20 protein-coding genes and 1 riboswitch are annotated in these 24,631 nt (G+C 44.8%); of the genes, 14 read left to right on the top strand and 6 right to left on the bottom strand.

Going from position 1 to position 24,631, the window contains the following annotated elements:
• Positions 1-26: 26 nt before the first annotated feature.
• Together fur and BS614_RS21150 are read left to right on the top strand one after the other, a co-directional pair.
• On the top strand, positions 27-518 hold the full coding sequence (gene fur / locus BS614_RS21155) for a ferric iron uptake transcriptional regulator (RefSeq protein WP_036613667.1): 492 nt from the start codon (positions 27-29) through the stop codon (positions 516-518).
• 125 nt (positions 519-643) lie between these two features.
• On the top strand, positions 644-2,983 hold the full coding sequence (locus BS614_RS21150) for a type IA DNA topoisomerase (protein ID WP_074095462.1): 2,340 nt from the start codon (positions 644-646) through the stop codon (positions 2,981-2,983).
• A gap of 35 nt (positions 2,984-3,018) precedes the next feature.
• Here the strand turns inward: BS614_RS21150 and BS614_RS21145 are convergent, their stop codons facing one another.
• Together BS614_RS21145 and BS614_RS21140 are read right to left on the bottom strand one after the other, a co-directional pair.
• The gene (locus tag BS614_RS21145) at positions 3,019-3,783 is read right to left on the bottom strand and encodes an HAD family hydrolase (protein WP_036613669.1); all 765 of its coding nucleotides are present in this window, start codon (positions 3,781-3,783) and stop codon (positions 3,019-3,021) included.
• 49 nt (positions 3,784-3,832) lie between these two features.
• On the bottom strand, positions 3,833-4,753 hold the full coding sequence (locus tag BS614_RS21140) for an ArsR/SmtB family transcription factor (protein ID WP_074095461.1): 921 nt from the start codon (positions 4,751-4,753) through the stop codon (positions 3,833-3,835).
• 305 nt (positions 4,754-5,058) lie between these two features.
• On the opposite strand from BS614_RS21140, the gene BS614_RS21135 reads away from it, so the two are divergent.
• The 5 genes from BS614_RS21135 (at position 5,059) to BS614_RS21115 (ending at position 10,587) form a co-directional block, all read left to right on the top strand.
• Entirely contained in the window at positions 5,059-6,249 is a 1,191-nt protein-coding gene (locus BS614_RS21135; RefSeq protein ID WP_074095460.1) for an MFS transporter, read from the top strand.
• Positions 6,250-6,332: 83 nt separating this feature from the next.
• Entirely contained in the window at positions 6,333-7,058 is a 726-nt protein-coding gene (locus BS614_RS21130) for a phosphonate ABC transporter ATP-binding protein (RefSeq protein ID WP_036613671.1), read from the top strand.
• Positions 7,059-7,080: 22 nt separating this feature from the next.
• Positions 7,081-8,400, top strand: a complete 1,320-nt coding sequence (locus tag BS614_RS21125) for a hypothetical protein (protein WP_143781232.1) — start codon at positions 7,081-7,083, stop codon at positions 8,398-8,400.
• Positions 8,393-9,091, top strand: coding sequence for a response regulator transcription factor (locus BS614_RS21120; protein ID WP_017688086.1), 699 nt, complete (start codon positions 8,393-8,395; stop codon positions 9,089-9,091). The genes BS614_RS21125 and BS614_RS21120 overlap by 8 nt, the downstream gene beginning before the upstream one ends.
• Entirely contained in the window at positions 9,088-10,587 is a 1,500-nt protein-coding gene (locus BS614_RS21115; protein WP_074095459.1) for a sensor histidine kinase, read from the top strand. Before BS614_RS21120 ends, BS614_RS21115 begins: the two co-directional genes overlap by 4 nt.
• 123 nt (positions 10,588-10,710) lie before the next feature.
• Here the strand turns inward: BS614_RS21115 and BS614_RS21110 are convergent, their stop codons facing one another.
• Complete coding sequence (locus BS614_RS21110; protein ID WP_074095458.1) at positions 10,711-11,937, bottom strand: glucose-1-phosphate adenylyltransferase; 1,227 nt, start codon at positions 11,935-11,937, stop codon at positions 10,711-10,713.
• Positions 11,938-12,217: 280 nt separating this feature from the next.
• Here BS614_RS21110 and glgB point away from each other — a divergent pair, with 280 nt between their 5' ends.
• Entirely contained in the window at positions 12,218-14,137 is a 1,920-nt protein-coding gene (gene glgB / locus BS614_RS21105) for a 1,4-alpha-glucan branching protein GlgB (RefSeq protein WP_244898350.1), read from the top strand.
• Positions 14,134-15,576 carry a glycogen synthase GlgA gene (glgA, locus tag BS614_RS21100; RefSeq protein ID WP_074095456.1) on the top strand — a complete coding sequence of 481 codons (1,443 nt, stop codon included), beginning with the start codon at positions 14,134-14,136 and terminating at the stop codon, positions 15,574-15,576. The genes glgB and glgA overlap by 4 nt, the downstream gene beginning before the upstream one ends.
• 142 nt (positions 15,577-15,718) lie before the next feature.
• Here glgA and BS614_RS21095 read toward each other — a convergent pair whose 3' ends face one another.
• Positions 15,719-17,485, bottom strand: a complete 1,767-nt coding sequence (locus BS614_RS21095) for an alpha-glycosidase (protein WP_074095455.1) — start codon at positions 17,483-17,485, stop codon at positions 15,719-15,721.
• A 267-nt stretch (positions 17,486-17,752) separates the two neighbouring features.
• A complete protein-coding gene (locus BS614_RS21090) occupies positions 17,753-18,928 on the bottom strand; it encodes a M20 family metallopeptidase (RefSeq protein ID WP_074095454.1) in 1,176 nt (391 codons plus the stop codon).
• A gap of 183 nt (positions 18,929-19,111) precedes the next feature.
• On the opposite strand from BS614_RS21090, the gene BS614_RS21085 reads away from it, so the two are divergent.
• The 3 genes from BS614_RS21085 (at position 19,112) to BS614_RS21075 (ending at position 22,376) form a co-directional block, all read left to right on the top strand.
• A complete protein-coding gene (locus BS614_RS21085) occupies positions 19,112-20,575 on the top strand; it encodes an ABC transporter substrate-binding protein/permease (RefSeq protein ID WP_074095453.1) in 1,464 nt (487 codons plus the stop codon).
• Positions 20,562-21,284, top strand: coding sequence for an amino acid ABC transporter ATP-binding protein (locus BS614_RS21080; RefSeq protein WP_210436945.1), 723 nt, complete (start codon positions 20,562-20,564; stop codon positions 21,282-21,284). The genes BS614_RS21085 and BS614_RS21080 overlap by 14 nt, the downstream gene beginning before the upstream one ends.
• Before the next feature lie 218 nt (positions 21,285-21,502).
• Positions 21,503-21,699: riboswitch (cyclic di-AMP (ydaO/yuaA leader) on the top strand.
• Positions 21,700-21,701: 2 nt separating this feature from the next.
• Positions 21,702-22,376 carry a 3D domain-containing protein gene (locus tag BS614_RS21075; protein ID WP_074095451.1) on the top strand — a complete coding sequence of 225 codons (675 nt, stop codon included), beginning with the start codon at positions 21,702-21,704 and terminating at the stop codon, positions 22,374-22,376.
• 107 nt (positions 22,377-22,483) lie between these two features.
• Here BS614_RS21075 and BS614_RS21070 read toward each other — a convergent pair whose 3' ends face one another.
• Positions 22,484-23,275 (bottom strand): polysaccharide deacetylase family protein, encoded by a 792-nt coding sequence (locus BS614_RS21070; RefSeq protein ID WP_074095450.1) that lies wholly within the window; start codon positions 23,273-23,275, stop codon positions 22,484-22,486.
• A gap of 154 nt (positions 23,276-23,429) precedes the next feature.
• Between BS614_RS21070 and lpdD the strand changes: the two genes are divergently transcribed.
• Positions 23,430-23,771 carry a prenylated flavin chaperone LpdD gene (lpdD, locus tag BS614_RS21065; RefSeq protein WP_074095449.1) on the top strand — a complete coding sequence of 114 codons (342 nt, stop codon included), beginning with the start codon at positions 23,430-23,432 and terminating at the stop codon, positions 23,769-23,771.
• A gap of 112 nt (positions 23,772-23,883) precedes the next feature.
• Positions 23,884-24,555, top strand: coding sequence for a PspA/IM30 family protein (locus tag BS614_RS21060; protein WP_074095448.1), 672 nt, complete (start codon positions 23,884-23,886; stop codon positions 24,553-24,555).
• Positions 24,556-24,631: the final 76 nt, after the last annotated feature.

The raw sequence follows: 24,631 nt of genomic DNA, 5'->3' as shown, positions 1-24,631 counted from the left end.
AATATAAACCGGAGGTGCGACCTGCTATGGCAAGTAACCGGGACAAGTCCATTTCAGAACAGATCTTTCACATTAAAAATCAATTGGTTGAAAAAGGATATAAGTTAACACAACAACGGGAAGTTACTGTACGTGTATTGCTTGAACATGAAAAGGATCATTTTAGCGCAGAGGAAGTATTTCTCCTGGTTAAGGAGCAGTTCCCTGAGATTGGATTGGCTACCGTATACCGCACTCTCGAACTGCTAAGTGACCTTCAGGTCGTTGAAAAGATTAACTTTGGTGATGGCGCTGCGCGTTTTGATCTTCGAAGTACAGACGGTTCCCATCACCACCATCATTTGATCTGTACAGAATGTGGTAAAGTGGAAGAGATTATGGAAGATGGGCTTCTTCGCTTGGAACAACAAATTGAGCGTCAGTATGGCTTTGCAGTGACAGATCATCGTCTGGATTTCCAGGGTGTATGCAAAGAGTGCAGACAAAAGCATGTATTAAAAGAACAGGCAGCAGGATAATTCATTTCGGGAAGGTGCTCCCGAATCCAAAATCTGATATAATGAGTTTCAGAAGCAAGGGGCTTCCGTCGGCGGAATGCCCCTTTTTGCCGTCGTGCGGACGGTGAAGGAGGAGAGATGGACGGATGAAGACACTGGTTATAGCGGAAAAACCCGACATGGGTCGAACCATTGCCGCCGTCATAGAACCAAAGGCCAAGAACAATCGCACGTATCTAGAGGGTGAACATTACATCATCACTTGGGCGATAGGGCATTTGCTTGGACTGGCTGAACCGGATGCCTATGATACAAAGTACAAACGCTGGAATATAGCGGACCTGCCGATCATACCCGATCAGTTCAAGATTGTACCCAATCCGAGGACTAAAGATCAGCTTAAAATGATTGGAGAACTGGCAAAACGGGCTTCAGCGATCGTTAATGCTTGCGATGCAGGGAGAGAAGGTCAGTACATCTTCGCCCTCATACAACAGCAATTAAAGCTGCGTCAGCCTGTAAAGCGTTTATGGATATCGGATTTGACAGCAGAGAGCATTAGACGTGGTTTTGATGGTCTGAAGGATGCCTCTGAATTTGAAAATTTGACCCATGCTGCTCGCGCCAGAAGTGAAGCCGATTGGCTGATCGGCATGAATGCCTCACGGGCGTTTACAACCCGCCATAATGCATTGTTGTCTGTAGGCCGTGTGCAGACGCCGGTACTCGCGTTAATCTACGATCGTGAAATAGAGATTGAAGCGTTCCAGTCACAGACCTTTTATGAAGTAGCCGCCTGGTTTCGGCAGGAAGGTGTCGAGTACCGGGGACTGCGTCAGGGAGATAAGTTGACCGATGCGGAGGCAGCAGAGGCCATTGCAGCCAGTGTGAAGGGCAAGACAGGGCAGATTACCAAATACGAAGCGAAGCAGACGAAGGAGTATCCGTATCGTTTGTATGACCTGACCCTTTTACAGCGTGAAGCCAATGCCAAGTTCGGATATGGAGCCAAAAAAACACTGGATATTGCACAGGCCTTGTATGAAAAACACAAGGTAATTTCGTATCCGCGGACAAACTCCAACTATGTTACAGAACAGAATATTGAAGGTATGCACAAAACGCTAAACCTGCTTAAAAATGGTACCTATAGTGAGCTTGCGCAAGGGGCCAAGCCAGAGCTTGTTCATAAAAATAATAAAGGGGTATGTAATCCGAGCAGGGTTGAGGATCACCATGCGATCCTACCTACTTTGAAGCGACCAGGTACCTTATCCAAGGATGAGCAGAACATCTATGATTTGATTGTAAGACGTTTCTTGTCTCACTTTTATCCTCCGGCGGAGTATAAGCAACATACCGTGCTCACCGAAGTGGAGAAACATCAGTTTAAGACATCTGTCAAAGAGCTGTTGTCCCTCGGATGGAAAGTGGTTCTCGGTTCTGGAGATCAGGAACAGGGGGCTGCAGGCAAGAAAAAGACCAAGAAAAACGGCAATGAGGAAGAGGAAGCTGAAGAGTGGACGGACAAGGCTTTTAGTGTGCAACCTGAATTGCCTGTTCAATGTACGAAAAGTGAGTTTAAGGAGAAGGCGACCCAGCCTCCCAAAAGTTATACCGAGGGAACATTGCTGAAAGCGATGGAGAGTGCAGGCAAGCAGATCGAGAATGAAGAGCTGCGAGATGCGATGAAAGATAGTGGTCTGGGTACTCCGGCTACACGTGCGGCTACAATTGAGCGTCTCAAAAACGTAGGTTACATTACGCTGCAAGGGAAGAAAATGCAGTTAACGCTCAAAGGCAGAACGGCTATTGAGTTGATTCGTCGCGCGGGTGTAGATCTGTTAACTTCACCTGAGATGACCGGGCAATGGGAAAGAAGGTTATATCAGATTTCCAAAGGTGAGGCAGGTCAGGACAAGTTCATGGAGAACGTCAAGAAATTCACCTTGTCCATCATTGAGAAAGTGCGTGTACAAGCTCCTGCTCCAGCAGATGCTTTTGGAGAAGATTCACGGGCAGGCAGGGGGAAAGGCAAGGGAGCCAGAACCCAGGCAGGCAATACAAGGACATCAACCAAGACAGCTAGTGGCGGTTCAACTGTAAAAACGTCTCGTCAGGCTACGGCATCTTCATCGAGAGTTGGCAGTGGGAAAAGCACGACCACCAAGGCGCCGTCCTCAAGTGCGAGCCCATCTGGAGTGAGAGAGTTACTGGCACCTTGCCCCTCTCCCGGCTGCACGGGTCAGATTATAGAGGGCAAGAAGGGTTATGGATGCTCACGTTTCAAGGAAGGCTGTTCATTTGTGGTCTGGAAAGAGTATGCGGGCAAAAAAATCACCAGTACGATGTTAAAATCGCTGATTGAGAAGGGCAGTACACAAGTACTATCGTTTAAACGAAAAGACGGGAGTACGGTGAAAGCGCGTATTATTTTGCAGGACGTAGTAACAGGCAAATTATCTGGCGAGAAGCAGGATGCTTGATCTTAGTTAACAGTTAACATACAGCAAAAGGACCCTTATCCAAGGGTCCTTTTCTGTTGCTGCTGTTGTATATTTTCGTGTATGACTTTTGGTACCTCTTCCAGTGCAGTGATGGTATACATCGACGTTTCCGGATTAGGCTGAAGTTCTACGATGTTGTATTGCCATTCATTCGGTTGTTTGATATAAATGCTGTGAATTCCGGCTTTTACCGCAGGCATAATATCTGTGCGTAGTGAGTTGCCAATCATCCAAGTTGCACGACGATCAAACGGACCATTAGACAGAATGCCTTCCAGTGCCTCGACGTTTTTGTGTTGTCGGATATAGATCCGATCATCAAAATAAGCCGAGAGTTTCATCTGATCAATCTTGCGCTGCTGAATCACGGTTTCGCCGCCGGTATATAAGTAGAGGGAATGTCCGGCACCTTTGAGGTTCTCAAGCGTTTCAACCATATGAGGGTAGGGTTCAACCTCCTGATCGTACACACTCATACCCAATTTACTCAGATAAGACTCTTCTCTGGGAGAGGTTAATCTGGCGAACTTGCCGGAGAAATAACGATAGGTATCAATCAGGGATTGCGGGAAATGATGACTCGCAAAACCAAGCTTGTTCACTCCGGTTACATCGATCTCCAGCTGTTTTTCCCGAATCTCTTGTGTTGTCAGAGAATGTCCATCAAACCACTCTTGCATATTCTCAAAGAATTCTCCCAAAATCAGGTTGAAGTATTTGTTGCAATATACGAGTGTATCATCAAGGTCAAACAAAATATGTTGTTTCATTATTTTCATGATCTAACTCACTCCTTGTAGCCAGTAAATCCACAATGGTTCAACTAAATTATATACGAATATAGGATTCCAGGAACATATTCAATTCAGATACGCCATCCGGCCGAATGCTGTATTTCTCTTTACGGTTACTTCCGAGCAGATGGGTCCGTAGCAGACCTGCGATGCGTAGCGCCATAACCTGGTCTTTGACCGTGTCTTCGTCTTTACCCAATTCTTCACACATCTCAGCGAGGGATTTGGGTTCATCCGATACGTAACGAAGCAAGCGAAGTCTTTCGGGATCAGCCAGCGCATGGGTAAAACGTAAAAGGCATGTTGGTGGCTGGTCTTCGTTCTCTTCAGGTGCATCTACGGGATACTGCATGATCATCATCCCCTCATAGAAGCAGTACATATTAATAGGACGATTGTGCACCGTTGGGAAGAGGATGACTTCGTTCAGTCCAGGCATCGGTTCAACAAGAACACCGGCTGTAGCATATTCAATAAGCAGTTCAGAGCCCATTTTATCAAGCAAAATGCGTTTTTCTTCGGCATCTTCTTCAAGCCACACACGCTGATCTTCGCTCATATTCTGACAGTAGTGTTCATCCCATAGTCGCAATAATGGGACATAACTGTTCCGAATGCGCGTAGATTCTTCTATTGTAAGAGCGGGCAGAATAGGAGACACACGCGCAAACAAGTCTTCCGCTGTCATTCCGGCAAGCATGTCCAGGAAATCACGATTCTCCGATGTATCATTTTGATAGGCTGCCCATGCAAACAAAACATCAAAATCATCAAAAGGCCAAGTGGCAGCAGGTGCGAGCGCAGCTCGTACATTGGAACTTAGTTTGCCTTCCACTTCCAGAATCCATTCAGGACCAATATCCAGATGCTGAATCCATTTTTTCGTGACATAAACCAGAAAGCTGTTGAGCATTTCATATATCGGTGAAACATCAATTTTCACATGATAAGCCATATTGTTGCAGAATCCTCCCGTCACATCTAAATGTACGCAGCGACTTAAGTACGATTAGTGCGTGTTCAAAAAGTCTGGTTTCCATCTTCGAAGCTGATGATGCCACTAGGCATGATTCGTAATCAAAAGTGAACTTTTTGAACAACCTCTATTATGGCTTGTTTTGCAGGGCGTTGTCCACTATAATGTTCAAGTCCGGGGCAAAGCCCTGATCTTTGAATAGCAGTTTAAAACCATATGTATACCATACAAAAGTCGTCAGCGATGGCGATTTTTCTTTGTGTGCTCGCAGGAGGAATGAATTCGTGTCATCGATTATTCGTCCCAAACTATCACACTCGACAGCCAACTATCTCATTTTGATTACGGTTATTGTGGTGGCGGGAATAAGTCAGGGGCTTTTGCTGCCTGTGCTTTCGATTTTTTTGGAGCAAAAAGGGGTTTCACCAGGTTTAAACGGATTAAATGCCGCCGCGTTGTACATTGGCTCTTTTGCCATGACTCTCGTAGCGGAACGGTTATTGGGAGCATTCGGGTTCAAAAAGTTGATTGTAGGTGGCCTGATATTAGTCATGGTCCCTTTAATACTATTTCCGTATTTACCAGATATTAAAATATGGTTCATATTGCGTCTGATCGTTGGAATAGGAGACAGCGCACTTCATTATGCGGCTCAGCTCTGGGTGCTACTTGTCACTGCACCTGAAAAACGTGGACGCTACATATCACTCTATGGTATGTCCTACGGTCTGGGATTCAGTATTGGTCCGCTGGGAATTAAGCTGCTTGGCTTTGGTGATGCTGTCCCTTTCTGGGTCTTGTTCATCTGTATAGCAGCAGTGCTTATACTGGTATTAATGAAGCTTCCGGATACAAAACCGGAAAAAGCAGAGCATGGCCTACTGCCGGAACGTCGCTTCCGTCGTAGTCTGGCATGGGCCTGGTATGCACTGTTACCAGCACTCTTATACGGATATATGGAAGCGGGTATGAATAGTAACTTCCCCGTGTATAGGTTGCGTATTGGATTCGATACCAATCAGATTTCGTCGTTGCTTCCTTTTATCGGGATTGGAGGTTTGTTCCTTCAATTGCCTCTCGGAATGTTAAGTGACCGATATGGGCGTAAGAAGATATTGATGTTTGCGGGCATCAGTGGAGGAATCATCTTCATGCTAGTTCCAGTCGCAGGTACACATTTTTGGTGGACGCTTGTATTGTTAACAATCGCAGGTGGTCTGGTCGGTTCATTTTTCTCACTGGGCCTGGCCTATGCCGCAGATATTTTACCTAAAGTGTTGCTGCCTGCAGCCAACGTTGTGGCTTCCTTTCATTTCACGATTGGAAGTATTATTGGACCGAATCTGGGTGGTCAGATGATCAACTGGATTTCACCCGGAAGCATGTTCACCTTGCTCGGAATCCTGTACCTTCTTTTCGGCTTGGCAGGTATATTATTTCGTCGTAAAACTGAGTTCGAATCTGTGTTAAAATAGAAGCTGGTGTTCGCATGGAAATTGATGTCCATTTCCGAGTACACTAGTGGTAGGGAAAAACATGGACAAGAGGAGACATCGCGATGATCAGAGTAGAGAACTTGAGTAAATCCGTTGGCGTGGACCGCGTTCCCGTTCTACGGGATATTCGATTTGATATGCAACAGGGTGAAATGATAGCTGTAGTTGGCTCAAGCGGTAGTGGTAAAAGCATGTTGCTTAAATGTTTGGCCATGATGGAAAAATGGGATTCCGGCCGGTTTACGGTGGATGGCGCCGAGATTTTGAAAGAAGGTTGGTCCGGAAAACGGAAAATCAAACGGGAATGGGCATACTTGGAACAAAATCCAGAATTATTTCCTAGACGTACGGCTCTTAAAAATGTATTAATCGGACGATCGGGTCAGACTCCCGTATGGAGAATGGTAACCGGTATGGTACGTTCCGATGATTATATGGGTGCTATGGATTATCTCGAAGGATTGGGATTACTTGATAAAGCACATCAAATAGCAGAGAAGCTCAGTGGTGGCGAGAAGCAGCGTGTTGCTATTGCAAGAGCACTTGCTCATGGTGCCAAAGTCGTTTTGGCTGATGAACCAGTGATTGGTCTTGACCCTCACACAGCAGATTCGGTGCTGGAAACGCTGCGCAAATTATGTGAAGAAGAACGTGCAACAGTCATTGCAGTACTGCCTATTGAACTTGCTGAGAAACATGCCACACGGATCTGGGGATTGGCAGAAGGCAAGATTGCTTTTGATATTCGTGGTCGAAGACTGACACAGCAAGAAAAAAACCAGATTTAAACTATTGAAAAGAGTGATGAGATTGTTTAATTCACGGTGGGGACGCTTTGTAGCAGCAGGAACTATGGCGATTATGCTTGGTTCTGTTCTAAGCGGATGCACAGTCATAAGTGACCCCAAGGGTTTGATGAGAAAACCAATGATGTCCACCGATAAGGAGAAACTGTACAACGTGGTTCAGGTTAAACTGCCGCCAGAGAGTACATTGATTCGTCCCAAGGATATGAATAATACCAGCATGATTCGGGTGGAAGACCTGAACGGGGATGGAACTCGGGAAGCGATTGTTTTTTATGAGACACCAAATGAGAATGTGCGAATCCATGGCATGATTTTGGAAGAGCAGGGAGGCACATGGGTTAAAAAACTTACATTTGATGTGCCGGGAAATGAGCTGCAATCCTTTAAAGTATTGGATATTACGAATGACGGAAATCCCGATATTATTCTTGGTGTGAGTCTGCAGGAGCAGAAGGCCCTGACTGCATATTCCTACAAGGGCGGGGCACTGGAGCAGGTCTTGGGTGGTGTTCCGTATAATCAATATATCATTGATGATGCGCAGGGGAACACGCTGGATTTGAGCGGAGATGGTAAAAGTGATTTTGTTATCATTTCGCTGAACAACAGCGGTTTTGCAACGATTGCGTTATACCAGTACGAAGATGGCAGCTTCAAGGAAGTTGATCGGGTGCAGACCGATTATACCGTTAAAGAAGTTTATAATGCTCTGGGCGGAGAGATCGCCAAAGGACAGATGGGCATTGTACTGGATGCCGAGCTGGATGATCGGAGTTCCTTCTCGCAAATTATGTATGTTAAAGATAACAAGTTAGTCAATGCTTTCAAATCACCGGATCAAACGTATAGAGATGACAAAATTTTAAGCGGTGATGTTGATAATGATGGTATTATTGAGTTTGGACTTAAAGAGACTCCAAAAGGTTGGGAGCATTACGTATTTGACTCTCGGTTGTGGTTTTACACCTATTATCAGTGGGATGGCAAAGACAGCAAGAAATTTGTCTCGTTCCAATTCCGGGATGATGCTGATTTATTTCATCTAAATCTCAAACCAGAGTGGTACGGTAAGATCACTATTGATACCAAATCGGAAAAGGAAAAATATATTCGATTTAAAATGATTGATACGGACGAAACCGTGGCAGAGATCAAATATTTCACCCTTTCCAAGTGGGAACAGGAGAAGGGTAAAAGCTGGAAGGAAATTACGCGTACCAAAGATCGGGTTATTGCTTCACGAGTAGCACAATCAGAGGCGGGTAAAGATGCACTGAGCAATACTTCTCAGCTGAATAGAAAGGGAGAACTTAATGAGTAAAGTACTTATTCTTGAGGATGAAGAATCCATCCGCAGTTTTATAGTGATTAATTTAAAGAGAAACGGGTTCGAAGTGCTTGAAGCGGGTGACGGTCATGAAGCGCTTCGCATACTGCAGACAGTACCGGATATTGATCTGGCTCTGCTGGATGTCATGGTACCAGGTATTGATGGATTCGAGGTGTGTCGACGGATCCGTGAAACCAATGAACGTCTGGGCATTATCTTTTTGACCGCGAAAGTTCAGGAACAGGATAAAGTGTACGCACTCTCCGTTGGTGCAGATGATCACGTCAGCAAGCCTTTCAGCCCTACCGAGTTGATTGCGCGTATTCAGTCTTTATTACGTCGAGTGAACGTGCATCGGGAAACCGCGGCAAAGGTTACGTTCCAGTCCGGGCCATTTTCACTGGACCTGATCTCGAAGCAATTCAAAAAACAGAATGAAGCGATTGAATTAACTCCAACGGAATTTTCCCTGATTCAGTTTTTCCTGGAAAAAGAAAATACACCGCTCAGTCGCGATGTGTTGTTAGATCACGTATGGGGAAAAGAGTACATGGGTGATCCAAAAATTGTGGATGTAAACATTCGTCGTCTGCGTCAAAAAATTGAGAACAATCCTTCCGAGCCCGAATACCTGCAGACAGTATGGGGTCACGGGTACAAATGGAAGGGCCGGGAACAATGATTAAAAAAGGCATTACACGGCAGATCGTACTACATTATTTCTTTGTAGTTTTTCTCGCTCTGCTGTTGGTCGAATTCGTATTTATGTTGGCAGTACAAAGGTATTATTATGAAAGTATCTACAATACGATTAGTACCCACATTTCTAATTCAAAGGATTTTTTCGAGCCGATTGCCCGTGAAAATACTACAGAGGATGGCAATAATCTATCCAGACTCCTTGTGAACTTGGCATTGTCCAATACTGAATTGGAAATTTTGGATCTGAACGGGCGCGTATTGGCGAGTTCAACTGCTTTCGAATCTGACCGTGCTGTGCTGCAAACCAGTGATATTATGCAGGCTCTGAATGGGGATATGGGACGCTGGATTGGAAGACAACCAGGTACTGGAGAATCCGTCATGGCCGTTTCACACAAGTTTGATCTGGGCGGCGAAAATACTTATGTTATTCGATATCTGACATCACTTGAAGATGTGAATTCAAAGCTGTTGAATATGGGACTACTCGCCGCTGCCGTCGGTGTTGGAGTGCTTGCTATAGTGTTGATCATCAGTATTGGTATGGCGAATTCCATTGTACGTCCAATTAACAACATCACCGCAGTATCTGCCCAAATGGCCAGAGGGCGGCTGGATGTCAGGGTTAAGGGGAATTATAAGCACGAACTGGGCGAATTGGCATCAACACTTAACTTCATGGCACATGAGATTGTGCGGAGTAATCAGATCAAGGATGATTTTATCTCTTCGATCTCACATGAATTAAGAACACCTCTGACCAGTATCAAAGGCTGGAGCGAGACACTGGATTCAGGCGGTTATGATCCGGAAGAAACCCGTATCGGTATGGGTATTATCTCCAAGGAAACCGAACGACTGATTGGACTTGTTGAAGAGATGCTGGATTTCTCCAAATTGCAGCAGAATCAGATGAAGCTGGTCAAAGGAACGGTCAACATTCGTGAAATTGTACAGGAAACGATGTTGAATGTCTGGGCCAAAGCGGAACAAAAACAGGTCCATCTCAAGTTGGAAACGGACGAGACTCGTGCTTATAATGTCCATGGAGACGGTAACAGACTGAAACAAGTCTTCCTGAATGTTGTGGATAATGCGATCAAATTTTCACATGAGAATTCCTGGATCTTCTTGTCCGTCAAAGAGGAGAATGGTCAGATTATTGCAGCTGTTCAGGACACCGGTATCGGAATTAGTGAAGAACACCTAATCAAAGTACGGGACCGCTTCTTCCAGGTAAATCATCAAAATGGAGGAACGGGACTGGGACTTGCGATTACGCAAGAACTGGTAGAACTACATGAGGGAACCATCACAATGCAGAGTGAACTTGGTTCGGGTACATTGGTTACGGTCACGTTACCGGCTGTGGCTGAGGAGATGGGGACAGAGGAGTCTGTCACCCAGTCTGGTGATGCTGAAGTCACAGAAGAGCGAACAGCAAGCGATGCTAAATCGGATCTAGAAAAGTCTTAAGGTTTTAAAAGATAAGAGATTTTTCTACCTGATGATCGAGCATGTACGCTTTATAACATCCATATCAACACAAAAAAAGGCGAGCCATCTGAGGCTCGCCTTTTACATATTATGTTTACTTCATTATGAAGAAAGTTCACCAGCGCGCAGGCGCCCACTTTTCTCATATACTTCTTTCAACATACGAACAGGTTGCGTACGGACTGCCGGTTTGGCAGATACGATCTCGTTAGGTCCAACGACCACAATTTCATCCGCCGTACCTTTAACGATTGCACCATCCTTAATTATTGCACCTTCACCGATGATGGCGCGTTCGATGTGAACCCCACGGCCTATGCGTGCGTTAGGCATAACGACACTGTCTTTAACCTCAGAGCCTTTACCCACTTCAGCACCGCAGAAGATAACGGAACGTTCTGAACGACCTTCAATTGCACAAGAGTCGTGAATCATGGAAGTAACATGTTCGATCTTTGTATGTCTTGCTTTGTAAGCACTTGGTTTGGAGCGCCAGTCGCGAGTAAACATCGGCCAGTTTTCTTTTTGCAGACTCCAGTCTTCCTCGTTGTGTAACAGATCCATATGTGCATCCCATAGGCTCTTAACCGTACCTACGTCTTTCCAATAACCATTAAAGTTATAGACAAAGAGGGGATTATTTTCGTTCAACATTTGAGGAATAACATCTTTACCGAAGTCATGGCTGGATTCAGGGTTAGCGGCATCTTGCAAGAGATGGCGTTTCAGATAATCCCATTTGAACATGTAAATGCCCATTGAAGCCAGATTACTTTTTGGCTCAGCCGGTTTCTCGGCAAACTCGGTTACACGCAAATCAGCATCGGCAGCCATGATCCCAAAGCGATGTGCTTCATCCCAAGGGACTTCCATAACTGAAATCGTTGCTGCGGCATTATTGGCTTGATGAGCCTCCAACATATCACGATAGTTCATATGATAAATATGGTCACCCGACAAAATTAGAACATTTTCGGGGTTTTGTTGATCAATATAGTCAATATTTTTATAAATAGCATCCGCCGTTCCCAAGTATTCGTCATTTCCTGTATGATAAGATGGAAGCAAGGAGATTCCTGCCTCACTTGAGTTGCCATGTCCCCATGGTTCTCCTCCACCGATGTGATCGTGTAAAGATTCCGCTTGGTACTGCGTCAATACTCCTACAGTATCGATCCCTGAGTTTACGCAGTTACTGAGAGGAAAATCGATGATCCGGTAGTGCCCGCCAAACGGTACAGCGGGTTTTGCGATACTCGAGGTTAAAGGGGCTAATCGCTTCCCTTCTCCTCCCGCCAACAGCATAGCGATGCAATCTTTATTAAACATAATCGTTTCCCTCCCAAAATATTGTGCATTGTAGTACATCATTAACGCAAAGTAGAGCAAATGAAACGATTGTTACTGTAAAAATTCTGAAAATGTACAACATTTTCTAATTCACCGCATTTTTCTTTTCAACTTGGCTAGAATGGGGTAATGGTTACTGTTATATCTATTTTCTTGAGAAGAAGGTGATCTCTTGGCCATTCAACCGTTAGCACACCCGGACATATTGCCGGAGCATATTTATTTATTTCATGAAGGTAATCTTCATCACAGTTATCGAATGTTGGGCGCGCAGCCTGAGACTTGCGATGGCCTTCAGGGGTATCGCTTTACCGTGTGGGCACCAAATGCCGTAGAAGTAGGACTGGCTCTGGACCGCAATGAATGGAAAGGCGAAAAGGAACCTTTATATAAGATACCCGAATCAGGATTTTGGAGTCGTTTTTTTCCGGAAATTAGCGAAGGAACTTTATACAAGTTCCGTATATTAACGGAAGATGGAACAGAATTGCTCAAAGCGGACCCATATGCGTTTCAAGCAGAGGTTCGACCTCAGACAGCCTCTGTCACCAGTTCAATCGAAGGGTACAAATGGAATGATGGAGCCTGGAGACGCAAACAACGTGCCATGTATAACAAACCTCTACATATTTACGAAATGCACATGGGAACCTGGAAGCGCAAAGAAGACGGAAGCCTCTATAGTTATCGCGAGATGGCTGATTTGCTTGTTCCTTACTTATTAGAAATGAAATATACACATGTTGAAATGATGCCCCTCAGTGAGCATCCATATGACCTTTCGTGGGGCTATCAAAACACAGGGTTTTATGCGCCAACCAGTCGTTATGGGCATCCAAAAGATCTGATGTATCTAGTGGATACACTACATCAGGCTGGGATTGGCGTATTGCTGGATTGGGTACCTGCACATTTTGCCAAAGACGCTCATGGGTTGCGTATGTTTGATGGTACGCCTTTGTATGAGTATGCAGATCCGATGTTAGCAGAGAAGCCAGGCTGGGGTACACTTAGCTTTGACTACTCGAAACCTGAGATTCGTTCATTTCTGATCTCCAATGCATTATATTGGATGGAGATGTATCATTTTGACGGACTCCGTGTTGATGCGGTTACGAGTATGCTTCGGCTTGATTTTGAGAAGCAGCCAGGACAATATCGTACCAATGATGAAGGTGGTCTTGAGAACAAGGAAGCTGTAGCCTTTTTGCAGCAGCTGAATGAGACAGTATTCAAGTATTTCCCTTATGCATTGATGATGGCTGAAGAATCCAGTGCATGGCCAATGGTGACTTTACCTGTAGATGAAGGGGGTCTGGGTTTCAACTACAAATGGAACATGGGCTGGATGAACGATACGCTTGATTACATGGAATCTGATTTTCATGAGCGTCCTTCCAAACATCATTTGCTGACTTTCCCGGTCGTATACTCCTTTGCTGAAAATTATGTGCTACCTCTGTCACATGACGAGGTTGTTCATGGCAAAAAGTCGCTCCTCGACAAGATGCCAGGAACCTATGAGCAGAAATTTGCCGGCATGCGTGCTTTTCTGGGCTATTTTATGACTTTCCCAGGGAAAAAGCTGTTGTTTATGGGTGGAGACTTTGGCCAGTTCATTGAATGGAAAGATGAGGATCAACTGGATTGGTTCTTGCTGGATTATGACAGTCACCGCAATTTGCATAAGTTTGAGCGCGAGCTGTCTAACCTGTACTTGAGTGAAAAAGCTTTGTGGGAGCTTGATCATTCCCTAGACGGTTATGAATGGATCACTCCGGATGATCAGGACCAGAGTGTCATTTCATACGTACGCAAAGGAAAAAAACCTGCGGATACACTCCTTGTGCTCATTAACTTTCAGCCGGTCAAGCGGGAGCGTTACCGGATTGGTGTCATGCGTCCCGGTATGTATACCGAAGTACTGAACAGTGACCATTCCGTTTACGGCGGTTCAGGCATTACTAATGATATGCAACTGCCTACCGAAAAGATTCCTTTTCATGGGCATCCGCATAGTCTCGAATTGGTATTGCCTCCGCTTAGCATCGTGATTCTAAAAAAGAACACACGTCGGAAAACGGATGAATCACCTGCGAGTATAACTTCCGTCAGTTCAAAAACGAAGAATAACAATGAAAGCAACACGCTCAAACCGAAGAGGAGGACAAAGGCATGAATATTCTATTTGCTGCTGCTGAAGTACATCCATTTATCAAAACAGGAGGCCTTGCTGACGTAATCGGTGCTCTCCCGTTTGCTTTGAAGAAGAGCGGGGCAGATGTGCGGGTGATTATGCCTAAGTACAAGGGGATTCCCGATGAGTATAAAGACGCGTTACAGCCCGTAATTACAACGGATGTGCCTCTTGGCTGGCGCAGACCCTATTGTGGAATAGAAATGCTGGTTCATGATGGGATTCCAGTCTATTTTGTGGATAATGAGTATTATTTTGGGCGTGATGGAGTGTACGGTTATATGGATGATGGCGAGCGTTTCGCCTTCTTCAACCGTGCAGTGCTCGAAGTATTGCCACAGATTGAGTTCAAGCCTGACGTGTTGCACAGTCATGACTGGCATGCAGGAATGATTCCTTTGGTGCTTGAAGCCCATTACAGACATGATTCATTCTACAGTGATATTCGTACGGTATTCACCATACATAACTTGTTGTACCAAGGGGTATTCCCGCATGAGTTATTCAGTGATATCCTTGAGCTGGACGATCGATATTTCACCGTGGATGGAGCCGAATATTACGGTAACGTCAATTTCTTGAAGGCTGGAATTGTCTACGCTGACCATGTAACAACCGTTAGTCCAACTTACGCACAGGAAGTGAAAACATCTTATTACGGATACGGTCTGGACGGACTGCTTAGTTCACTTGGAGATCGATTCAGCGGGATTGTAAATGGCATTGATACCAAGAGCTACAACCCGGCTACAGACACCAAGATCCCGGTGAAATACAGAACAAGTCTGTCCAAGAAAACGGAAAACAAAATTGAGCTGCAAAAGGAACTTGGACTTCCTGTTCGTCCTGATGTACCTCTTATGGTCATGGTCACAAGGCTTGTGGATTCCAAAGGACTTGACTTGGTCTGCCGTATCCTGGATGAATTGTTGTATTATGATGACATTCAATTCGCTGTACTTGGAACAGGGGAGCAGTCCTATGAACATTGGTTCCGTGAAGCCGCGAATCGTTATCCACTTAAAATGTCTGCACAGATCAAGTTCAACGACGGATTATCCCGTCGGTTTTATGCAGGCAGTGATATCTTCCTGATGCCGTCCAGATTCGAACCGTGTGGTATTAGTCAGCTACTGGCTCTGCGGTACGGTAGTGTGCCTCTCGTAAGGGAAACAGGCGGTCTGAACGACACTGTGCAGGCATACAATGAGTTTACTGGAGAAGGGAATGGTTTCTCATTCACAAGCTTTAACGCACATGACATGATGAGTACCATTCGGCGTGCTGAGGAGATCTACAAACAGCCAGAACACTGGAAGAAAATTGTGAAAAATGCAATGGGCGGAGAATACAGCTGGAATGTCTCAGCTGAAGAATATATGGATATTTATCGTCGGATCACACTTGACCCTGTAAATTGATGTAGTCTTGAATGAGTCACAGCATATGATGCTGTGGCTTTTTCTCATCCAAAAAAACACTTCCAAAGTTCAGAATGAAGTATCATCTGAGACGGTGGAAGTGTTTTTCTTTTCTTTTATATGACTGTTTAGAATTTAAACCTCAGTTGTGTTGGATAGTTGCCGGATCAAGCTGTCTGTACAAAATGCGATACCCATAGGGGTCAAGCTTAATGTTCATCATTCCATCGGCTGGAAACACAGGCTCTTCAGTTAATGCATCTTTCCAGTCTTTTGTTTCCATGGGATGAGAAAGTGTTCGATCTTGAGGTGTATTGTTCATCCATACGGTAAAGTGAAGGTTGTCATCCACACGCTCGTACACGATACAGGGATCATTGTGATCCGCCTTGAGGAATCGGAAGCGTCCTTTGCGCAGGGCTTCATTGCTTTTGCGTAAATCAATCATCAGACGATAGAAATCATACAATTCTCTGTCTTGCTTGTCCGGGTCCCATTCCATACATTTTCGACAATCCGGGTCAGCATCACCACTAATCCCAACTTCGTCGCCGTAGAAGATACAAGGTGTACCGATATAGGTGAAAAGAAATACAACCGACAATTTTAAACGGCGTTTGTCTTCTCCTAACCGGGTGAGCAGTCGTGGGGTATCGTGGCTGCACAGCATATTAAAGATCACTTCGTTGGTTTGTTGCGGATAGCGCATAATCAGTGAACCCATCTCGTTGGCAAAGTTATAACCATCCATTGATCCACAGAAGAACTGAAGCACTTTGTCGGCAAAAGGATAATTCATGACGGAATCAAATTGATCCCCCATGAGCCAGGTCAAGGAGTCGCTCCATACTTCACCAACAATATAGGCTTCAGGATTCGCTGCCTTCACAACCTTGCGAAAATCACGCCAGAAATGGTTGTCCACCTCATTTGCTACATCCAGACGCCACCCATCCAGCTTAATTTCCTTAATCCAGTACTCTGCTACATCAAGTAGATATGCCTTAACCTCAGGGTTGGCTGTATTGAACTTGGGCATGTTGCCGTAGAACCCAAATGTATCGTAGGTTGGTATACCATCCTTGATCTGAACCGGATATTCATTGATGTGGAACCAATCGGCATACTTAGAGTTTTTTCCATTCTGGAGAACGTCTTGAAAAGGAGGGAAGTCTTCGCTGCAATGGTTAAACACCGCGTCAAGCATGACACTTATACCCAGGCGATGACATTCTTCTGTCAATTGTTTAAGCAGGGCATTATCACCGAAATGGGGGTCGACTTTTTTATAATCAATCGTGTCGTATTTGTGGTAGGAATTGGCCTGGAATAACGGGGTAAAGTAAATGGCGTTCACGCCAAGTTCAGTTAGGTCATACAGATGATCCAGCACACCTTGCAGATCTCCACCAAAATAATTGTCCAACTCAGGTTTGCCACCCCAGTCATGCGTTTCTTTTGGATTCAGCTTGGGATCTCCATTAGCAAACCGTTCCGTCATGATCTGATAAAAGACGGCTTCTTTGGCCCACTCGGGCACTTTAAACACATCAATTTCATGTATATACGAGAACTCATAATATCCTCCAGTTGGATAGGGGGTCTCATAATGAATTCCATTATCCGCTAGAAACACATCTTCTGAACCAGCAGTTATCCGAAATATATAGGTGAGACGTTTGAACTGTGGCTTGACGGCAGCTTCCCAATAATCAAACATGTTATCCGAAGCAGCCTTCTCCAATTGAATTTCCTTGTATGTTCCATTCCAATCGTACTTATCTCCGGTCAGTGCAGTCACGTATTGCACATCATTACGTTTGGTTCGTACGCGCAGATGTATGGTAGACGAATTATAAGCATAAGCCCATTTGTCACGAGGAACATGATACATGGCTTCAAGCAGCATGACAGCACCTCCTGAATCTAGGATAAGTTATGAAAACCAGTCTTTTTGAACACGCACTTATAGTTATAATTAACCAAGTTAGCCAGCAAACGAATCACATTTACTGTAATAAAATGTATTATTTTCATTGTTTTCAAAGGTTTCTTTCACAGCATTTCCAGCTTTGTGCTGATTATACTTACTGCTAATTTAGAAAAAGGGTGCCCTGAACAGCTTGGAATTCAAGATTGTTCAGGGCACCCCTATATAACATGTTGAAAGTGAATTTTAGCGAATAGCTTGCTCGAACTCCGTGCGGATGGTTTGAAGCAGCTCTGGCTGGCTCAGTACGTCATAGGCTGTTGTAGCAAGTGCCTTTGCTCCCAGAATCATGCCATCCAGCGCGCGCTCCTGTAATGCAAGGTCACGGAAGGCTATGGAGTGCAGGGTATGCACCTCGTCTACAACACGAATGTAGGGATGGATTGCAGGGCATTTCAGGGAAACATTACCGATGTCCATGGAGCCATGATCATTACCACTTACAATCTCTTCTTGCGGGATGCCGAGTTCCATCAGATTCTGACTAAACGCAGCTGAGAATGCTTCATTGGTAACCATCTCATCATAGGACGTTTCATAGTTGGATGTCACGAGCTTGCAACCTGTCTGCAAAGCAGAGCCTTCAGCGATCTGAATCACACGTTCTGTGAGGATATTCAATTCTTTGCGAGTTGCTGCACGTACATAAAATTGCGCAGAAGCATAGTCAGGAATGATATTTGCTGCCTGACCTCCGTTGTTGATCACACCATGAATCCGAACGGTGCTTTTCACTTGTTGCCGGAATGCGTTGATTCCGTTAAACGTTTGAATGACGGCATCAAGAGCATTAATACCTTCGTGCGGACTTGCAGCAGCATGTGAAGATCGGCCATGGAATTCAAATTGCACAGCATCAATAGCCAGTGAGCTGCCGGACTTTTCGTAGGCATAATACGGATGCGCCATGAGAGCGACATCACAGTCATCGAACAAACCTGCTTCCGCCATCGGTACTTTGGCACCACGTGTCTCTTCAGCAGGGGTACCAAACACTTTAATGGTTCCACCTACTTCATCCAGAATGGATTTCAGCCCAACAGCAGCTCCAAGACTCATCATACAGATCAGATGGTGACCACAAGCGTGACCGATCTCCGGCAAGGCGTCATATTCACACAATAAAGCAATGGTAGGGCCGGGTTTGGCGGCTGAATAGGTTCCGATAAAGGCTGTCTCCAGTCCAAGGATTGGAGCCTCTACAGTGAAACCGTGGTAGACCAGTTCTTCTTTTAGACGAGCAGAAGCAAGGAACTCTTCATTTCCCAGTTCGGGATTGGCACCGATATATGATGAAATGGCTTTAAAACGGGAAGCATATTGATCAATAACCGTCAGTATCTGTGATTTGTTAAATGTCATTAGTAAACTCCTTATGCAAAAATGAAAATAATTCATTGATTATATCATGTTTGCTTCAATTTTTCAGAAACAAGTCAAGATTTGTAATGTCAAAATGCATTGCATAATCATGCATTGTACTTTATAATGACTCAGTCATCAACATGAGAAGCATACAAAGTATTGTAAGGGGAGAGAACAAGGTTGAAATTAATAACTCGTTACACCATGATGCTGTTGACCTTTGTTATTCTGCTGACGACTGCCGTTCCTGTGGCATTTGCAAGTGGAACTACAGATAATTCAAGCAGTAAAAAGCTGGTGCTCGGTACAAGTGCCGATTTTGCACCATATGAATTCCATAAAGTGATTAATGGCAAAGATGAAATCGTCGGCTTCGATATTGAGATCGCCAAAGAGATTGCCAAAGATCTTGGCGCTGAGCTTGTGATTGAGGATATGGGCTTCGACGGTCTTCTGCCTTCATTGCAGAGCGGGCGAGTTGATCTGGTGATTTCTGGTATGACGCCGACGGATGAGCGGAAGAAAAGTATCGATTTTTCCGACACCTATTATAAATCAAAACAAGTGATTATGGTTCGCAATGTGGATAAAGACAAATATCCAACCATGGCAGAACTTGAAAATGCGAAGATTGGCGTTCAGAAAGGCTCCATTCAGGAAACGATCGGACAGAGTATTCCAGGAGCGAAGCTTACTGCGCTGGATAAAATCTCGGATATCGTGCTTCAACTGCAAACAAAACGCATTGACGCGGCAATCGTTGAAGATACCGTTGCTGCAGGTTATCTGGACGATATCATTGGGCTTGCTGCTGCTGTTCCGGACGAAGAGCAAGCAGAAGCGGCAATCGGGATTCGTAAAGGTAATACCGAACTACTAGCTGCAGTAAATGGAACACTGGAGCGGCTGAAAAGTGAAGATAAAATCAATCAGATGGTGACGGACGCCAGCCTTTTGATGGCGGATAAAGCGAACAAATCACAAAATATTTTCCAAGTATTCTGGGAGTACAAAAGTTTCTATGCTACAGGTGTAGGATACACACTTCTGTTGTCTGCACTTGGGGTTATCTTCGGGGTAATTATTGGATTGATCATCTGTTTGTTCCGTTTGCATGACGCTGCAATCTTGCGCTGGATCGGTACTGCTTACGTTGAAGTGATCCGTGGCACACCGATGCTGGTACAATTGATGATTATTTACTATGGTTTTTCCCTGAGCTTTGGCATTAACTTCACTGCACTTCAGGCAGGTATCATTACACTTTCAATCAATAGTGGTGCGTATCTGGCGGAGATTTTCCGTGCAGGTATCCAAGGTGTGGATCGTGGTCAGTTGGAGGCAGCGCGTTCCCTCGGAATGGGAAGAGGTGCAGCAATGCGTTACATTATATTGCCACAAGCCTTCAAAGCTGTATTACCAGCGATCGGTAATGAATTCATAACTATCATCAAAGAATCCTCCATTATTTCCGTTATCGGTATGGTGGATATTATGTATCAGGCAAGTGTAGTCAAAAACATTACGTACCAAGGCTTGAGTCCATTTTTGATTGCAGCAGCCATCTACTTTGTAATGACGTTCATTTTGTCCAAGCTGCTGGGACGACTGGAAAGGAAGTTGAGTGCAAGTGATAGACGTTAGACAATTACACAAATCTTATGGAAATAACGATGTGCTTAAGGGCATTAACGTGACGATTGGCAAAGGTGAGGTTGTCGTGGTCATCGGTCCTTCCGGTTCAGGTAAAAGTACTTTCTTGCGTTGTCTGAATCTGCTGGAACAGCCTACCTCAGGAGAGATTGATTTTGAAGGCGTGTCAATCACGGACCCCAAGCATAACATTAACGCAACTCGTGAGAAAATGGGCATGGTGTTCCAGCACTTCAACCTGTTCCCACACAAAACTGTAGAGCAAAACATTACGATTGCTCCGATTAAAGTAAAGAAACTATCCACTCAGGAAGCGGAGAAAATTGCCGCTGATCTGCTTAACACCGTAGGCTTGTACGATAAAAAAGATACATTCCCGAATCAGCTGTCCGGTGGACAGAAGCAGCGGATCGCCATTGCTAGAGCATTGGCCATGCAGCCGCATGTGATGCTGTTTGACGAGCCTACTTCGGCACTGGACCCCGAGATGGTTGGCGAAGTGCTGGATGTCATGAAACGTCTTGCAGAAGGCGGGATGACGATGGTCATCGTAACACATGAGATGGGTTTTGCACGTGAAGTGGGAGACCGGATCCTGTTCATGGATGGCGGGGTTATTGTGGAAGAGGGAACACCTGATGAGGTGTTTGGAGCTCCAAAAAATTCACGTACACGTGATTTTCTTGCGAAAGTACTCTAAACGAAGTGATCAAATAGCGTTACTGACTTCGAGTCGGTAACGCTATTTTTTTGCACGCATTAATCACTTATAGATTTGAAAAGTAACTATTCTGTTACCAGATGTAAAGGAATCGGGTCGTCCAACAATTCTAAAGTATGCAGTATTCTTACATATAATGACACGTTGAAAACCATTTGGTAAGAATTACTACAAGTTCAGGTTACAATATTGTGATATATTGAACTCTGCCGAAACTTCCGGACAGGGAGTGCGGGGGATGTAACGATGCAGATTGTGCAGGGGGAAGATCTACAGCACACTGCTTGGGGTGAATTAGGGGTACATAACGTTTTAAATGTAATGAAGAACCTATAGGGTGGGCTCCTCATCCGAATCCGACAACTAACTTCGCAGGCACAATGAGGGAGGAAGACCATGATTAACAAGAAACGTATAGCCAAAACAGCAGTAGCATTATTGACAACAGCAATGCTCATTCAAGCCGTTCCGGCTCACGCCGATTCAGTTCATGTGGCCAAAGAAGGGGATACCTTCTACACCTTATCAAAACATTATGGAGTAGCACTCAACACGTTGGTTAAAGCAAACAACGACATTTCGGCTTACAACATTTATGGTGGTTTGAAAATTACGATTCCCGGTAAGGCAAACAATGTAGCAGCCGCTGCGGCAACGGAGAGCAAGACCCAAGCGAAGACTGTTACTACAGCGAGCTTGGACGTTAACGCAGATAACAAAGTGGTTCAAGCCTGGGGTAAGACATTCGATTACAGCAAAGCTGTGAACGTAAAAGCAACGGCATACTCTGCAGATCCGTCTGAAAATGGAGGATGGGGTGCAGTCGATTATTTCGGAAATGACCTTGAACTGGGCACAATTGCAGTTGATCCAAGTGTAATTCCACTTGGAACCAAAGTACTGGTAACTGGTCATAGCCATCCAGGATTGCCAAAACAAGCTTTTGTAGCCACAGCACGTGATGTGGGCGGTGCAATCAAAGGTCACCGGATTGATATCTTTATCCCGGGTAGCAAACAGTCCGTAAGCTCATTTGGATTTCAGGATATCGAACTGTATATTCTGAAGTAGAGAGAAAATAACATTTAAAATGAATTCAAACAGGGTGTCTGCCAGTCGCTAATTCGCGATTGAACAGCACCCTTTTAATATTCTCATTATTTGTTATCACGGTCATCCTAATCTTTGGCCTTTGGCAATCCCAGCATTTCGTCCAAGGTGACCAGTTCATATCCCCGATTACGTAGTTCCTCAATGACTTCAGGCAAAGCCTCAATCGTACCGTTCAGATTTGATCCTACACCGCCTCCAGCATGTTGCAGAACGATGGAGCCAGGTTTCACGGCAGACAGGATGTTATCTTTCACCTGTTCCTTTGAAAGGCCTTTCCAGTCCAGGGAGTCTACGTTCCAGTTCACAATGCTATAGTGTTGTCTGGCAGCCCATCGCAGCTGTTCTTCATTAATGTCTCCATAAGGCGGCCGAATCATCTTGGGCGTATATCCCGCCAAACGTCGAATAATATCCCCGGTATGTAAAATTTGTTTGCGAAAGGCATTCATCGACAGCTTACTGAATTCAGGATGATTGTAGCTGTGATTACCAACCATATGCCCTTCCTTAACGATGCGTTTCACCAGATCCGGATGTTTCTCAGCACGACTACCCACGATGAAGAATGTAGCTCTGACATTGTATTTCTTCAATACATCCAGCACTTGTGGAGTAAACCGTGGATCAGGTACATCATCAAAAGTCAGTGCAACCTTCTTTGTTGAAGGACCATTGGTTTTGAACGTATCGGCATATTTTTGACGTAACTGTCCCAATGTCAGTTGTTCTTCTTCAGCAGAATCCGAACCTGATACTGATTCAATTGACGGGTTTGAAACATCCCGCGATGAAACTGGAGCATGATATCCCCCGAGAAAAATAACGATAACCATCAGCATAATGAGGCGTACGCGCATAATAACGGCCTCCTTTTCCAAAATGACGTTCTCCTTGGTATGCCCGGGGGTTCCATAAAATATGCGTAGTGTGAGAAGTTTCATTGCGGATTTAGCTTATGACAGCCATAATTCCTCCATATATAACATATAGAAAAGGATAGGTGGATAGGATATGAGTACATATGATTTGAAATCCATACGTTTACAGGTGATTGAAGCAGGAGAGGATAAGGTTTTTCTCGTTACCGGAGGAAAGGCGCATACTGGCGCCGTAGCCACGTTCTACGTGGATCATGAGCGCGTAAGCGGGACGACGGTACATATTCCTGGGCATAAGGAACAAGAGCTGTGTGAGCGACTTGCCCGAAAGGCTGCCCTGCAGCTGAAAGTAACCGTTACGGTGATCATGGGTATCCATTTTGATTCCATCACGCGGATGCAGATCGACGAAATCGTGCAGACTGCAGAGAGGCTGATGGAGGATCATCTGAACAACGATAAACGATCTTCCTAACATAAAGAGCAATCGCTTGTTTTGATTTTATTTGCTAAAATTGAAACGAGTTGTAGATTGTTACGTATGTATGTTTATATACGATGTAATATCGACTAGGAGGAATAACATAATGTCCATTTTCAAACGATTGCGTGATTTAACAATGTCTAACGTTAACGCCATTATTGACAAGGCGGAAGATCCAATCAAGATGACGGACCAATATATCCGTGACATGCAAGAGGATCTGGAAGATGCGGAGAAAGCAGTAGCTCAACAGATCGCCATTGAGAAGAAGTTCAAGCAGTTATTCGAAGAGCAGGAAGCACTTGTAAAGAAACGTGAAGAGCAGGCGCATACGGCGGCACGTGCTCAGAATCTGGATTTGGCTCGACGTGCTCTGGAAGAGAAAAAGGCTGCTGAAGAGAAGATGGCTGAGTACAAAACCAGCTATGACCAAAACAAGGCTTCTGCAGATAACCTGCGTGGCAAGCTCGACGAGATGCGTAAGCAACTGACTCAAATGAAGAACAAACGCGAAACACTGGTAGCCCGCTACAATGCAGCAAAAGCCCAAACGGAAATCAACAAAGCGTTGAATGGGTTTGGCTCTGATACTGCAAGTGCTGGTATGAAGCGTATGGAAGAGAAAATGATGCAGATGGAAGCACAGGCAGAAGCAAGCAACGAAATGTCTTCCAAAGGCAAGTCTTTGGATGAAGAGTTCGAGAAGTTGGGTAAAGATCAGGCTGTTGAAGACGAACTCGCAGCATTGATGAAACAGTACGATAATAAGAACTAATACCTTGGTTGTCAGCAGGGTTAACCAGCGGAGGAGAAGAGTATTTCTCCTTCGCTTTTAAATGCGGTTCATGTTG

Origin of the sequence: Paenibacillus xylanexedens (genome assembly GCF_001908275.1) — a bacterium.
Classification (GTDB): domain Bacteria; phylum Bacillota; class Bacilli; order Paenibacillales; family Paenibacillaceae; genus Paenibacillus; species Paenibacillus xylanexedens_A.
Note: the sequence above shows the minus strand (reverse complement) of the source record. Positions and strands in the feature narration are given on the sequence as shown.

Coding starts and splice junctions, on each gene's coding strand:
- fur (WP_036613667.1), top strand. CDS start 27: ATGGCAAGTAACCGGGACAAGTCCATTTCAGAACAGATCTTTCACATT.
- BS614_RS21150 (WP_074095462.1), top strand. CDS start 644: ATGAAGACACTGGTTATAGCGGAAAAACCCGACATGGGTCGAACCATT.
- BS614_RS21145 (WP_036613669.1), bottom strand. CDS start 3,783: ATGAAAATAATGAAACAACATATTTTGTTTGACCTTGATGATACACTC.
- BS614_RS21140 (WP_074095461.1), bottom strand. CDS start 4,753: ATGGCTTATCATGTGAAAATTGATGTTTCACCGATATATGAAATGCTC.
- BS614_RS21130 (WP_036613671.1), top strand. CDS start 6,333: ATGATCAGAGTAGAGAACTTGAGTAAATCCGTTGGCGTGGACCGCGTT.
- BS614_RS21120 (WP_017688086.1), top strand. CDS start 8,393: ATGAGTAAAGTACTTATTCTTGAGGATGAAGAATCCATCCGCAGTTTT.
- BS614_RS21115 (WP_074095459.1), top strand. CDS start 9,088: ATGATTAAAAAAGGCATTACACGGCAGATCGTACTACATTATTTCTTT.
- BS614_RS21110 (WP_074095458.1), bottom strand. CDS start 11,937: ATGTTTAATAAAGATTGCATCGCTATGCTGTTGGCGGGAGGAGAAGGG.
- glgB (WP_244898350.1), top strand. CDS start 12,218: ATGTTGGGCGCGCAGCCTGAGACTTGCGATGGCCTTCAGGGGTATCGC.
- glgA (WP_074095456.1), top strand. CDS start 14,134: ATGAATATTCTATTTGCTGCTGCTGAAGTACATCCATTTATCAAAACA.
- BS614_RS21095 (WP_074095455.1), bottom strand. CDS start 17,485: ATGCTGCTTGAAGCCATGTATCATGTTCCTCGTGACAAATGGGCTTAT.
- BS614_RS21090 (WP_074095454.1), bottom strand. CDS start 18,928: ATGACATTTAACAAATCACAGATACTGACGGTTATTGATCAATATGCT.
- BS614_RS21075 (WP_074095451.1), top strand. CDS start 21,702: ATGATTAACAAGAAACGTATAGCCAAAACAGCAGTAGCATTATTGACA.
- BS614_RS21070 (WP_074095450.1), bottom strand. CDS start 23,275: ATGCGCGTACGCCTCATTATGCTGATGGTTATCGTTATTTTTCTCGGG.
- lpdD (WP_074095449.1), top strand. CDS start 23,430: ATGAGTACATATGATTTGAAATCCATACGTTTACAGGTGATTGAAGCA.
- BS614_RS21060 (WP_074095448.1), top strand. CDS start 23,884: ATGTCCATTTTCAAACGATTGCGTGATTTAACAATGTCTAACGTTAAC.